The sequence below is a fragment of the Microbacterium sp. 69-7 genome (genome assembly GCF_001897985.1).
Classification (GTDB): domain Bacteria; phylum Actinomycetota; class Actinomycetes; order Actinomycetales; family Microbacteriaceae; genus Microbacterium; species Microbacterium laevaniformans.
This window is the reverse complement of the sequence record NZ_MKRU01000114.1, coordinates 1-12,869: the sequence shown is the minus strand read 5'-3', so window position 1 is coordinate 12,869 and position 12,869 is coordinate 1. Positions and strand designations below refer to the sequence as shown.

The window sequence follows — 12,869 nt, the reverse complement described above, 5'->3', positions numbered from 1 at the left end:
GATGCCGCCTCATCCCGCCGCGCCGACCACCCGTCGACGGGCGAAGCGCCCTCCCCGCCGCGGACGGCACGGATGAAGACCCTGTAACAAAGCGTCGCCCGGCGACGCCCGGCACCGCGCCAGCGGCGAAGATGGATGTCGCGGCATCCGCACACAGCATTCGGCGCGCCGCTCATCCCACCCGGAGGTCTCCATGCCGCGTCCCATCCTGCGCACCGCCCTCGCCGCCACCGCGGCCGCCCTCGCCCTCGCCCTCGCCGGCTGCGCCGGAGGGACCTCGAGCCCGGGAGGTGCCGCGTCCGACTCCGCGAACACGGATGCCGGCTACATCACCCCCGGAAAACTCACCTTCGCCACGGGTGAGACGGCGTCCGAGCCCTACGTGTACGGCGACGACCCGGCATCCGGAAAGGGCTTCGAAGCAGCGGTCGCCTATGCCGTGGCCGATCAGCTCGGGTTCGCGAAGGACGACGTCGTCTGGGTGCGCACCTCCTTCGAGTCGGCCATCGCGCCGGGACCGAAGAACTTCGACATCAACATCCAGCAGTACACGATCACCGACGAGCGCAAGCAGGCCGTCGACTTCTCGACGCCCTACTACGAGGCGAGCCAGTCGGTCGTCGCGATCAAGGGCGGAAGAGTCCAGGGCGTCACCGACATCGCGGGGCTGAAGCCCCTCGCGATCGGCGCGATGACCGGCTCGACGAGCGCCGCCACCTTGGAGAAGGCGATCGCCCCGACCACCGCGCCGTCGCTCTACAACTCCAACGAAGACGCCGTCGCCGCGCTCAAGACCGGCCAGATCGACGCGATCGTGCTCGACACGCCCACCGCGTACGTCGCGGTCAACGCGCCCTACATCGACAACTCGTTCGTGGTCGGCGAACTGCCCGCCGCCGGCATCCCCGACCAGTGGGGACTGCTGCTCGCGAAGAACTCGCCGCTGACCGCGAAGGTGAGCGCCGCGGTCGACACCCTTCTCAACAACGGCACCCTCGACGAGCTGAAGAAGCAGTGGCTGTCGGTGCTGACCGAAGGCGTGCCGCAGCTGAAGTGACCCGCTCGGGTAACGTCGGTCCGTGACCATTCACTCCCCCAGCGCGCTCGAGCTCGAGCGGCGTGCGTTCCGCCGCGGGCGGCAGCGGCGCTCGGTGCTCGTCGCGATCGCCTCGAGCCTCGTGTTCGCGGCGATCGTCTGGGCGAGCGTCATCAACACGCCCGGGTGGGCGAGCGTGCAGCAGGCGTTCTTCGACCCGCAGATCGCCCTGCAGTCGCTGCCGAAGATCTGGGACGGCTTCCTCATCAATCTGCAGGTGCTGGGCATCTCACTCGTCACCGTGTCGGCCGTCGCGCTCCTGATCGCGGTGCTGCGCACCGTGCGCGGGCCGGTGTTCTTTCCACTGCGCGTGCTCGCGGCGGCCTACACCGACCTCTTCCGCGGTCTGCCGTTCATCATCGTGCTCTACCTGATCGGCTTCGGCGTGCCGACGATCATGAACACGCGGATCCCGGTCGTGGTGCTCGGCGTCGTGGCGGTCACGCTGACGTATTCGTCATACGTGGCAGAGGTGCTGCGCGCCGGCATCGAGGCGGTGCATCCCTCGCAGCGACTGGCGGCGCGTGCCCTCGGCCTCGGCTACGTGCAGACCCTCCGCCGGGTCGTGCTGCCACAGGCCGTCCGCAAGGTGACGCCGCCGCTGATGAACGACTTCATCTCGATGCAGAAGGACGTGGGACTGATCTCGATCCTGGGCGCGATCGACGCCATCGCCGCCGCCCGCTCCTCGGCGTCGTTGAGCTACAACTTCACGCCCTATGTCGTCGCCGGCATCCTGTTCATCCTGCTGGCCATCCCGACGATCCGCGTCACCGACTGGTACACCGCGCGGCTGCGCGAGCGCGAGCAGCAGGGATCGATCCTGTGAGCGGGCACGTCGCGGCATCCGGCGCCCCCGTCCTGCGCGCCGACGACCTCTGGAAATCGTTCGGCGAGCGCGACGTTCTGCGCGGCGTCTCGGTCTCGTTGGCCGCCCACGAGGTGGTGGCCCTGATCGGCTCGTCCGGATCGGGAAAGTCGACGCTGCTGCGCTGCCTCGGGCTCCTGGAACCCATCGACGACGGGCGCATCTGGCTGGGCGAGCTCGACATCTCCGACCCCCGCGTCGACGGCAACCGCGTGCGCGCACGCCTGGGCGCCGTCTTCCAGAGCTACAACCTGTTCCCCCACCTGTCGGTGCTCGACAACGTCACGCTCGCCTCGCGGGTCGTGCACCGGATGCCGCGGGCACGGGCCGAGGAGCGCGCCCACGATCTGCTGGCACGCGTGGGCCTCGCGGAGTTCGCGACGGCCCACCCCGACCGCCTCTCCGGCGGCCAGCAGCAGCGCGCGGCGATCGTGCGGGCCATCGCGACCGATCCCGAAGTGCTGCTGCTTGATGAGATCACCTCAGCGCTGGACCCCGAGCTCGTCGGCGAGGTGCTGGAACTCGTGCGCGCCCTCGCCGCGGACGGCACGACGATCCTGATGGCGACGCACGAGATGGCCTTCGCCCGTGACGTGGCCGACCGGGTCGTCTTCCTCGACGAAGGCGTCATCGTCGAGGAAGGCACCGCGGCATCCGTGTTCGCCGCGCCGCAGCATCCGCGCACGCAGGCGTTCCTCTCGCGCTTCTCCGGCTGAGGGTCAGCGCGCGGCGCACGAACTCCGCAGAATCGCGCGAACTCCGCACGGATGCCGCGAAATCATGCGGAGTTCGTTACTTTCTGCGGATGACGTCCGCGCGTGCCGGTCAGCGCGCGGCGCGGATGAGCTGCGTCGAGTGGTCGAGATGCGCGCGGACGGCCGCTCCCCCGTCGCGGGGCAGCGCGTCGAGGTAGGCGCGGTGCTCGGCGGCGAGCGCACCCGGCGCGTAGTGGGGACGCACGTGCGTCAGCAGGAGCAGCACCTCCGACTCGAGGCCGGCGTGGGCCTCCGCGAGACGAGGGCTGTCGGCGGCATCGACGATCGCGCGGTGGACCGCGGCATGCGCGCGGATCGTCGCGGGCCAGTCGGCGCGGGCCTCGGCATCCGCGAGGTCGCTGATCGCCGCCTCGATCGTCGCGCGCGTCGCGGCCGACCACGCGACGCCCTGCGCCTCGGCGATGAGGCGTACGGCCTCGGTCTCCAGCGCGGCCCGCAGCTGCTGGAGCGCCCGCAGATCGTCGTCGTCGAGCGCCGAGACCCGGGCGCCGGCGTAGGGGACGAGCTGGACGAGGCGTTCCGCCCCGAGCGCGGCCAGGGCCGCACGCACGGTATGCCGCGACACGTCGTGCGCGCGGGCGATCTCCTCTTCGCGCAGCGGCGCGCCCGGCGCCAGCGCGCCGCTGAGGATCTCGCCGCGCAGCGCATCGGCCACGCGCACGTCGACCGTCGGCCGCGGCGCGCCCTCACGCCGGCGCGGAGACACCGGCGCTCCGGGGACGGGCGGGGGCGGCGACCAGGACGAGCCCGGCAGCGATGACGATGAGCCCTGCCACCGAGACGGCGGAGAGCTGCTCGTGCAGCACAACGAGGCCGAGCACCGTCGCGGCGAGCGGCTCGGCGAGCGTGAGGGTCGACACGGTCGCCGGGCTCAGGCCGCGCAGGCCCGCACCGAACAGGAGATAGGCGATCGTGACGGTGACGACGCCGAGCCAGAGGGCGAGCGCGAGGCCGTTCGCGGTGCCCAGCCACGCGGTCGAGGTCGACACGAGCACGGGAACGCTCAGCACCGCGGCGGTCCCGAACACGGCGCCCATCGCCGCCGGCGCCGTCCAGCCGCGCTCGAGCAGCATCTTGCTCGCGATCGCGTAGAGCGCGTACGACGCGCCGGCGCCCACGGAGGCGGCGACGCCGAGGAGGCTGGTCGGTGCGGCGGAACCGTCGCCGAACACGCCCGACACCAGCACCATACCGACGATCGCGACGGCTGTCGCGACACTCCAGCGAAGGCTCGGGCGGCGGCGGCGCAGCACGCTGTCGAGCACGCCGGTGACGATGGGCGCCGAACCGAGCGCCACGACCGTGCCGACGGCGACGCCGTTGAGCCCGGTTCCCGAGAAGAACGTCGGCTGGTACGCCAGCACCCCGGCGGCTCCGACGAACACGATGACGAGCGCAGGGACCCCCCGTCGGACCGGGAGGCTGTCGACCGCCGCCGGCGACGCTGTGCGCCGCGCCCGCGAAACGAGCGCGATCACGCCCAACAGCGCGCCGCCGATGAGCACGCGCGCCGCGCCGATCGAGAGGGCGTCGGCATCCACGCCGGCGAGCGCCCGCGACGTTCCCGTCGTGGCGAAGCACAGCGCCGCGACGAGGACGGCGACGACGGACAGGGACCGACTCACCGGAACATTGTTACACAATCCTGCTGGTGGCGATGCTGATTCACCGCGCACGCATAGCCGCCCGCCGTAAGCTGGGCCCACGCCTCCCATCGATGCCCTGCTCACGACCTGGCGCGCCGACCCCGTCACGATCGCGGTCCTGGCCGGCGCGGCGCTTCTCTACGCCCTCGGGGTGCGACGCGCACGGCGACGCGGCACCTCCTGGCCGCCCCACCGCACGGTGCTCTTCTTCGCCCTCGGGCTCGGCTCGTACGCCGTGGTGGAACTCGGCTTCCTCGGCACGTGGTCGGCCGAGCTCCGCTGGGCGTTCGTCGCCCGCATCGCGCTGCTGCTGATGGCCGTTCCGGGGTTCATCTGCCTCGGACGCCCCCTCGACCTGCTCCGCGCGGGCCTGTCGGATGCCGGTCGCCAGCGCCTGGACGCCGTGCTCGACGGTCGCGTGTTCCGGGTTCTCGGCAACGCGATGTTCGCCGCGATCTTCGTGGCGGCGATCTTCTGCGTGTTCCTCACGCCGCTCGCGGGAGTTCTCCGCACCTCGCCCGTGATCAGCGAGGCGCTCGGGCTCGTCTCGCTCGTGGTCGGGCTGCTGCTCGTGGTGCCCCTGATGGCACTCACCGGCATCCACACCAGCACGTTCCTCGCGGTCGAGTTCCTGCTGGCCTTCGTGGAACTCGTCATCGACTCGATCCCCGGCATCCTGCTGCGCCTGAACGACACGGTCGTCGACGGCGTGGCAGCCGCCGCGGGTGCGGCGTGGTGGCCGAATCCGCTGCACGATCAGCACCTCGCCGGCGATCTGCTCTGGTTCATCGCCGAAGTCGCCGACGTGCCGATCCTGATCATCCTGCTGGTGCGGTGGGGACGCCGCGACCGCGTCGAGGCCGCGGGCTACGACGCCCTCACCGACGAAGAGCACGACGCGCTCGTCCAGGAGCACCTGCGCGGATCGCGCGGCTGACGCTCCCGCTGTGCGGGGACGGATGCCGCGGCATCCGCGCGCCGCCGGCGATCAGGCCCGAATGCTGCGCTCGGCCGCCTCGACGACGTTGGTCATGAGCAGGGCGACGGTCATCGGCCCGACGCCGCCGGGGTTCGGCGACAGCCAGCCCGCGACGTCCTCGACGCCCGGGGCGATGTCGCCGTAGACCTTCGCCTTGCCGGTCTCGGGGTCGCTCTCGCGGGTCACGCCGACGTCGAGCACGGCGGCGCCGGGCTTCACGTCCTCCGGGCGCACGAGGTGCTTGACGCCCGCGGCGCCGACGATCACGTCGGCCTGGCGCAGGTACGATGGCAGGTCGCGCGTGCCGGTGTGGGTGAGGGTGACCGTCGCGTTGACCGCGCGACGGGTCAGCAGCAGACCGATCGAGCGGCCGATGGTGACCCCGCGGCCGACGACCACGACGTGCGTGCCGGCGAGGGCGAAGCCGTTGCGCTCCAGCAGCTCGATCACGGCGCGCGGCGTGCACGGCAGCGGCGAGGTGATCTCGTCGTTGACGTTCAGCACGAGCTTGCCGAGGTTGGTCGGGTGCAGGCCGTCGGCATCCTTCGCGGGGTCGATCCGCTCGAGGATGCGATCGGTGTCGATGTGCCGCGGCAGCGGGAGCTGCACGATGTAGCCGTGGCAGGTCGGGTCGGCGTTGAGGCGATCGATCGCGGCTTCGACGTCGGCCTGTGTGGCGTCGGCCGGCAGCTCGACCTGGATCGAGTTCATGCCGATCGCCTCGGACTCGCGATGCTTCATCCCGACGTACAGCTGGGATGCCGGGTCGGCACCCACCTGCACGGTCGCGATGCCGGGGGTGACCCCCGCGGCCTTCAGCTTCGCGACGCGTTCGGCGAGCTCCGCCTTGATGGCCGCGGCCGTCGCGCGGCCGTCGAGCTTGTGTGCAGTCATGCGTTGTCTCCTCCGTGTTCTCCCCGCGAGACACGGTTCCCGCACCGAGACACGCGTCAACGGCGCGTGTCTCGGTGCGCAGGCGGTGTCTCGCGGACCGTGGATGCCGCGGCGCACCCGCGCGGGCGGGGAATGCCGCGGGCGGGTTACTGCGTGAGGCCGGGGTACAGCGGGAAGGCGGCGGTCAGGGCGGCCACGCGCGTGCGCAGCGACTCGACGTCGGCGTCCGGCAGCAGCGCCAGCGCGATGATGTCGGCGACCTCGGTGAACTCCGCGTCGCCGAAGCCGCGGGTCGCGAGCGCCGGGGTGCCGATGCGCAGGCCCGAGGTCACCATGGGCGGACGCGGGTCGTTGGGCACCGCGTTGCGATTGACGGTGATGTGGATCTCGTGCAGCAGGTCTTCGGCCTGCTTGCCGTCGATCGCGGCGTCGCGGAGGTCGACGAGCACGAGGTGCACGTCGGTACCGCCGGAGCGGACGGAGATCCCGGCATCCTTCACGTCCTGCTGCGAGAGGCGCTCGGCGAGGATCGCCGCACCGCGCACGACGCGCTCCTGGCGCTCCGTGAACTCCGGGGTCGCGGCGAGCTTGAACGCGGTCGCCTTCGCGGCGATCACGTGCATGAGCGGACCGCCCTGCTGGCCCGGGAAGACGGCCGAGTTGAGCTTCTTCGCGAGGTCGGCGTCGTTGGTCAGGATGAAGCCCGAGCGCGGGCCGCCGATCGTCTTGTGCACCGTGGAGCTCACGACGTGCGCGTGCGGCACCGGGGAGGGGTGCAGGCCCGCCGCGACGAGGCCGGCGAAGTGCGCCATGTCGACCCACAGCAGCGCGCCCACCTTGTCGGCGATGGCGCGGAAGCGCGCGAAGTCGAGCTGACGCGGGTAAGCCGACCAGCCGGCGATGATGACCTTCGGCTGGTGCTCGACGGCGAGGCGCTCGACCTCGTCCATGTCGATCGTCGAGGTCTCGGGGTCGACGCCATAGGCGACGATGTTGTAGAGCCGGCCGGAGAAGTTGATCTTCATGCCGTGCGTGAGGTGCCCGCCGTGATCGAGCGAGAGACCCAGCAGGGTGTCGCCGGGGCGAGCGATGGCGTGGAGCACCGCGGCGTTGGCGGAGGCTCCCGAGTGTGGCTGGACGTTCGCGAACTCGGCGCCGAACAGCGCCTTGGCGCGCTGGATGGCGAGCTCCTCGGCGACGTCCACCTCTTCGCAGCCGCCGTAGTAGCGGCGGCCGGGGTAGCCCTCGGCATACTTGTTCGTCAGCACGGAGCCCTGCGACTGCAGCACCGAGACGGGAACGAAGTTCTCCGAGGCGATCATCTCGAGGTAGCCGCGCTGACGCTCGAGCTCGCGCTCGAGCACCTGCGCGATCTCGGGGTCGACCTCGGCGAGCGGGGCGTTGAAGTACGGATCGGTCATGACGGTCTCCTGCCATTCGTCGGGTGGATGCCGGTGTGCGCCGGGCGCACGCCGGTGTATCAAACGAAGGCCGGCCCAGGCGTGCGGTCGATTGCCGTGTTCGCCGCTCCCCGATGGTGACCCACCTCAACGCCAGTCGCGACAGTGCGAGCATATCGGATGCGACGCCGCCGGCACACGGCTAGGCTGGCGTTATCGGATTTGTTAGGACTCCTTACATCACCTCCGCAGGCTCGGGCCGCTGCCGCTGGCCCCGATCCCCGGCCGCCACGCAGAATGGAGACACCGTGTCGCAGCCCTGCCTCGTCCCCGCACCCGCGCGGCTGACCCTCGACGAGGGCAGCCCCTTCCTCCTCGCGAGCGACGTCGCACTCGTGATGACGACGGATGCCGCGGGAGTCGCCGACGCCGCCGCGGAGCTCCGCCGGCTGATCGCGGCGCGCACCGGCATCCGCCTCGCCGCTCCGACGCCCGCGAACGGCCAGGAGCCACACCTCCGATTGAGCCTCGAGCACGACGGGCCCGCCGAGTCGTACCGGCTGCGCAGCGACGCCGGCGCCGTGCACGTGGCCGGCGCCGATGCGGCGGGCCTCTTCTACGGCGTGCAGACGCTCGCGCAGGCGACCACGGCGGACGCCTCGGGCTGGGGCGTTCCGGCGATGGAGATCGAGGACGCCCCCCGCTTCGCGTATCGCGGCGTCATGCTCGACGTCGCCCGTCACTTCCTCGATGTCGCGACGGTGTGCGGCTACGTCGACCGCGCCGCCGGCTTGAAGTTCAACGCCCTGCACCTGCACCTGACCGACGACCAGGGATGGCGCATCCAGATGCACTCCCGCCCCCGGCTCACGGAGAAGTCCGCGTCGAGCTCGGTCGGCGCGGACGGCGGCGGCTTCTACACCCACGACGACTACCGCGCCATCGTCGCGTACGCCGGCCGCCACCACATGATCGTCGTGCCCGAGATCGACGGTCCCAGTCACACCCACGCCATCTCCCTCGCCTACCCCGAGCTGTGCGCACCGCCGGTGGTGAGCGCGCAGCTGCGGCGGCAGTCGGAAGAGGACGGCAGCGCCCTCCCGCTCGGCGGCGTCGCCTACGAAGGCATCGGCGTGGGCTTCTCGTCGCTGCGGATCCGCGACGAGGCGACGTACGCCTTCCTCGCCGACGTCCTCACCGAGCTGGCGGCTCTCACTCCCGGTCCGTACCTGCACATCGGCGGCGACGAGGCGCTGGGGACGGATGCCGAGGATTACGACCGCTACATCGCACGCGTCTCGCGGCTGGTGGCCGAGACCGGCAAGACCGCCATCGCCTGGCACGAGGCCGGCGTCTGCGGCGGCCTCGCGGAGGGAACCATCGGGCAGTACTGGGGTTTCGTGTCGCCGACCGACGGCATGGACGAGAAGACCAGGGGCTTCGTCCGCCGCGGCGGGCGCGTCATCCTCTCACCCGCCGACGCGATCTACCTCGATATGAAGTTCGACCCCGACTCGCCACTCGGGCTGACGTGGGCGCGTGGAGTGACCAATGCCCGCCGCTCCTACGAGTGGGAGCCGACTGCCGTCATCGACGGCATCGATCAGGCGCAGATTCTCGGCGTGGAGGCGCCGCTGTGGAGCGAGACCGCCCGCACGTCCGCCGACATCGACGCCCTCGCCTTCCCGCGCGTCGCCGCCGCCGCCGAAGCGGCGTGGTCCCCGGCGCTGGGAACCCTCCCTCTGCGAACATGGGAGTCCTTCCGGACGCGCGTGGGCGGGCTCGGGCCGCTGTGGTCGGCACTCGGCATCCGCTTCACCGCGCTGTCCGAGATCGATTGGACACCCGCGGAGCCGATCACCGTGCAAGGGGACAACACATGACCACCGTCATCCACTCGGCGCAACTGGTCACCGCCGGAACACTCACCCCCGACGCCTGGATCGCCTTCACCGACGGGGTCATCGACGGCCGCGGCACGGGCACGACGTGGCGCACCCTGGGGGCGGCCCAGGTGATCGACGCCGCGGGAGGGGTGCTCGCTCCCGGGTTCATCGACATCCACGGCCACGGCGGCGGGGGCGCCTCGTTCGATGACGGCGCCGAGGCCATCGCCACGGCGCGGGCCGTGCACCGTGCGCACGGAACGACCCGCGCGGTGCTGTCGCTCGTCACGGCATCGCTCGATGATCTCGCCGCGCGCGTCGCCGTCATCGCCGATCTCGTCGAGCGCGACGCGACGATCCTCGGCTCCCACCTCGAAGGGCCGTTCCTCGATCCCGGCCACAAAGGCGCCCACACCCTCAGCCTGCTGCGCCCGCCCGATGCCGCGGCCGTGGGACGGCTGCTCGACGCCGGGCGCGGCACCGTGCGGCAGGTCACCCTCGCGCCCGAGCTGCCGGGCGCGCTGGCGGCGGTGTCGCAGTTCGGCGCCGCGGGTGTCGCGGTGGCGGTCGGCCACACGAACGCCACCGAGGACGACGCCTTCGCCGCCTTCGACGCCGGCGCGACGATCCTCACGCACGCGTTCAACGCCATGCCCGGCATCCACCACCGCGAACCCGGGCCGGTGGTGGCCGCGCTGCGCGACGAGCGGGTGACGCTGGAGATCATCGCCGACGGGGTGCACGTGCATCCGGACGTCGTCGCGCTGGCGTTCACGCAGGCGCCGGGTCGGGTCGCGCTCATCACCGACGCGATGGCGGCCGCCGGCGCCGCCGACGGGCACTACGAGCTCGGCGGGCTCGCCGTGACGGTCACCGGCGGCACGGCGCGGCTCGATGACGGCGGCGCCATCGCCGGTTCGACGCTCACCCAGGACGCTGCCCTGCGGCTCGCCGTCGGCCACGGCATCGCGCTGACCAGCGCCGTCGACGCGCTGACCCGCGTTCCGGCGCGGGCCGTCGGCCTCGAGGATCGCTACGGCTCTCTCGAGAGCGATCGCGTCGCTGACGTCGTGCTGCTCGACGAGCACCTCCGGGTGCGGACGGTGTGGGTCGACGGCATCCGCATCTGACGGCACCCGCGCCCGACGGCGACCAGGACCGGATGACAGAAGCGGGGCGGAGGGCGCCCCCGCGCCGTCCGCCCCGCTCTACCCCGTCCACCGGTACCGCGCAGATCCTCCCCCGAGATTCCGCGCTTCCGGTCCTGGCCACGGATCGCTCCGTTCCCCTGGCCGTTCCCGTCGGCGCTGCTCCCGAATCCCCCTGGAGAGCACGCGACGGGAAGCCCTTCACCCCAAGAGAGCGCGCACCGCACGATCCATGACGCGGGTTGTGGATTTTTCTCGATCTTTTCCGACGGCGCTCAGATCGTTCCCCCGCCACCGGCCGCTCCCCCGCCGGACCTGTGAAAATAGGAACCGATGGCGCGACCCGCGTCATAATCCGCCGCCGTGGCCGTCTCTTGGATGACAACGAACGACGCCCACTCGGACAGGACTCTCTCGTCATGGACACGCCCGATCAGCCGCGCCCCGATGCCGACCTCGTGCTGCGCACGCGCGCCGGAGACCGTCAGGCGTTCGCCGAGCTGTGGCGCCGCCACTACCGGTCGGGGCTGACCGTCGCCTCGTCGATCACCTCGACCTTCGATGCCGAAGACCTCGTCCAGGAGGCGTACGCGCGCATCTACCAGGCGATCGCGAAGGGCGGGGGCCCGACCGGCTCTTTCCGCGCGTACCTGTTCACGAGTATCCGCAATACGGCCGCCGGGTGGGGCCGCGCCCGTCGTGAGACGGCCATCGACGAGCTCGAGGCGCTTGCCGATCCGGATGCCGACGCGCACGCGACCGACGAGGCGCTCGATCGGAGCCTCACGCACCGTGCGTTCCGGAGCCTGCCGACCCGGTGGCAGGAGGTGCTCTGGTACACCGAGATCGAGCAGATGAAGCCGGCGGAGATCGCTCCCCTGCTGGGGATGAAGTCGACCGCGGTGGCCCAGCTGGCCTTCCGTGCGCGCGAAGGCCTGCGTGAAGCGTGGATCCAGGCGCACCTGCAGACGGTGGCCGACGGGTCGGACTGTCAGTGGACCATCGAACGGCTCGGCGCCTACGCCCGTGACAACCTGGGGACCCGCGACCACAAGAAGCTCGAGGCGCACCTCGCCGATTGTGCGCGATGCACGATCGTGGCCGCCGAGGCCACCGAGGTCTCGCACCGTCTTGCCCTGGTGCTGCTGCCGTTGACGATCGGTGCGGGCGCTGCCACGGCCTACCTCGCCACCCTCCAGGGCGGCGCGGCTCCCTTGATCGCGCTGGCGGCGGGCGCGTCGGGGACCATGCCAGGCGCGGTGACGGTCGGGGCAGGCTCCGCACCGGTGGTCGGGTCGGCAAGCGGTGCCGGCGGGGCCGGCGCGGGCAGTTCCGCGGGAGCCGGAGGCTCGGCGGGCGGCGGTTCCGCGGGAGCCGGCGGCGCGGCCGGGGCTGCCGGATCCGCCGCGGGCGGCGGCGCGCTCGCCGGCGCGGGGGCCGTCGTCGGTCTGGTCGCGGCCGTCGCACTGGTGGCAGGGGCGGCGGTGGCGGCAGTGATCGTCGTGCCTCAGGTGATCGCCAGCAGCGCGTCCGCGCCGACGGACGGGTCGGGTGCCGAGGGGGGCGGCTCCGCGAACGGCGGGGGCGATGCGGTCGCCGCGCCTCCCGCGAGCACGCCCTCGCCGAGCACGGTGCCCTCTGCGGCCCCGACCGCGGTACCCCTGCCGTCGGCGACGGCGACGCCTGATGCGAAGCCGCAGCCCGCGCCGACGCGCCTTCCGGTCCTGCCGCCGATGCCGGCGCCGCAGCCGACGCCCGTTCCGACGCCGACGCCCACCCCGTCACCGACTCCGACTCCGACGCCGACGCCCACTCCGACACCGACACCCACGCCGACGCCGACACCAACCCCGGAACCGACACCGACTCCGGAACCCACACCGGTCCTTCCCGAGGGCTCACCCGCCTTCGGTCCGGCGAGTATCTCGACAGACGACGACCTGTTCGGCGCGCTAACGACGACGATCAACGGCGCACCCGGCAGCACGGTGACGGTGAAGTTCGGCGACGTTGAGCGAGCGCGGGTCACCCTGTCCGCCGAAGGCACGGCAGAGGGCACGATCGAGGGCACCGTCCTCGACTTCTGGTTCACGAAGATCTCGATTGCGTACATGGCAGGCGCCGCCGTGGGCCCGGCCACCGTTACCGACATCTGGCTCCTCGTCGGCTGACGGCC

Annotated in this window: 11 protein-coding genes and 1 riboswitch; of the genes, 7 read left to right on the top strand and 4 right to left on the bottom strand. The window is 71.8% G+C overall.

Annotated features, from left to right (window positions below):
- The first annotated feature begins 193 nt into the window (after positions 1-193).
- From BGN98_RS14550 to BGN98_RS14540, 3 genes are read left to right on the top strand one after another with little or no spacing between them, the layout of a single operon-like run.
- Positions 194-1,057, top strand: a complete 864-nt coding sequence (locus tag BGN98_RS14550; protein ID WP_288121783.1) for an ABC transporter substrate-binding protein — start codon at positions 194-196, stop codon at positions 1,055-1,057.
- A gap of 22 nt (positions 1,058-1,079) precedes the next feature.
- Positions 1,080-1,925, top strand: coding sequence for an amino acid ABC transporter permease (locus BGN98_RS14545; RefSeq protein ID WP_288121782.1), 846 nt, complete (start codon positions 1,080-1,082; stop codon positions 1,923-1,925).
- Entirely contained in the window at positions 1,922-2,680 is a 759-nt protein-coding gene (locus BGN98_RS14540) for an amino acid ABC transporter ATP-binding protein (RefSeq protein WP_288121781.1), read from the top strand. The genes BGN98_RS14545 and BGN98_RS14540 overlap by 4 nt, the downstream gene beginning before the upstream one ends.
- Positions 2,681-2,789: 109 nt before the next feature.
- Here the strand turns inward: BGN98_RS14540 and BGN98_RS14535 are convergent, their stop codons facing one another.
- Together BGN98_RS14535 and BGN98_RS14530 are read right to left on the bottom strand one after the other, a co-directional pair.
- Entirely contained in the window at positions 2,790-3,401 is a 612-nt protein-coding gene (locus tag BGN98_RS14535) for a GntR family transcriptional regulator (RefSeq protein WP_288121780.1), read from the bottom strand.
- A gap of 25 nt (positions 3,402-3,426) precedes the next feature.
- The gene (locus BGN98_RS14530; RefSeq protein ID WP_288121779.1) at positions 3,427-4,365 is read right to left on the bottom strand and encodes a DMT family transporter; all 939 of its coding nucleotides are present in this window, start codon (positions 4,363-4,365) and stop codon (positions 3,427-3,429) included.
- Between the two features lie 88 nt (positions 4,366-4,453).
- On the opposite strand from BGN98_RS14530, the gene BGN98_RS14525 reads away from it, so the two are divergent.
- Positions 4,454-5,323 (top strand): cytochrome c oxidase assembly protein, encoded by an 870-nt coding sequence (locus tag BGN98_RS14525; RefSeq protein ID WP_353681717.1) that lies wholly within the window; start codon positions 4,454-4,456, stop codon positions 5,321-5,323.
- A 51-nt stretch (positions 5,324-5,374) separates the two neighbouring features.
- Here BGN98_RS14525 and BGN98_RS14520 read toward each other — a convergent pair whose 3' ends face one another.
- Together BGN98_RS14520 and glyA are read right to left on the bottom strand one after the other, a co-directional pair.
- A complete protein-coding gene (locus tag BGN98_RS14520; protein WP_288121778.1) occupies positions 5,375-6,259 on the bottom strand; it encodes a bifunctional methylenetetrahydrofolate dehydrogenase/methenyltetrahydrofolate cyclohydrolase in 885 nt (294 codons plus the stop codon).
- A 146-nt stretch (positions 6,260-6,405) separates the two neighbouring features.
- Complete coding sequence (gene glyA / locus BGN98_RS14515) at positions 6,406-7,680, bottom strand: serine hydroxymethyltransferase (RefSeq protein WP_288121777.1); 1,275 nt, start codon at positions 7,678-7,680, stop codon at positions 6,406-6,408.
- Between the two features lie 66 nt (positions 7,681-7,746).
- A riboswitch (ZMP/ZTP riboswitch) is annotated at positions 7,747-7,830 on the bottom strand.
- Between the two features lie 137 nt (positions 7,831-7,967).
- On the opposite strand from glyA, the gene BGN98_RS14510 reads away from it, so the two are divergent.
- The 3 genes from BGN98_RS14510 to BGN98_RS14500 all read left to right on the top strand — a co-directional run bounded on the left by BGN98_RS14510 (position 7,968) and on the right by BGN98_RS14500 (position 12,864).
- Positions 7,968-9,542, top strand: a complete 1,575-nt coding sequence (locus tag BGN98_RS14510) for a beta-N-acetylhexosaminidase (protein WP_288121776.1) — start codon at positions 7,968-7,970, stop codon at positions 9,540-9,542.
- Positions 9,539-10,675 (top strand): N-acetylglucosamine-6-phosphate deacetylase, encoded by a 1,137-nt coding sequence (nagA, locus tag BGN98_RS14505; RefSeq protein WP_288121775.1) that lies wholly within the window; start codon positions 9,539-9,541, stop codon positions 10,673-10,675. Before BGN98_RS14510 ends, nagA begins: the two co-directional genes overlap by 4 nt.
- Positions 10,676-11,112: 437 nt before the next feature.
- Positions 11,113-12,864 (top strand): sigma-70 family RNA polymerase sigma factor, encoded by a 1,752-nt coding sequence (locus tag BGN98_RS14500; protein WP_288121774.1) that lies wholly within the window; start codon positions 11,113-11,115, stop codon positions 12,862-12,864.
- Positions 12,865-12,869 lie beyond the last annotated feature (5 nt).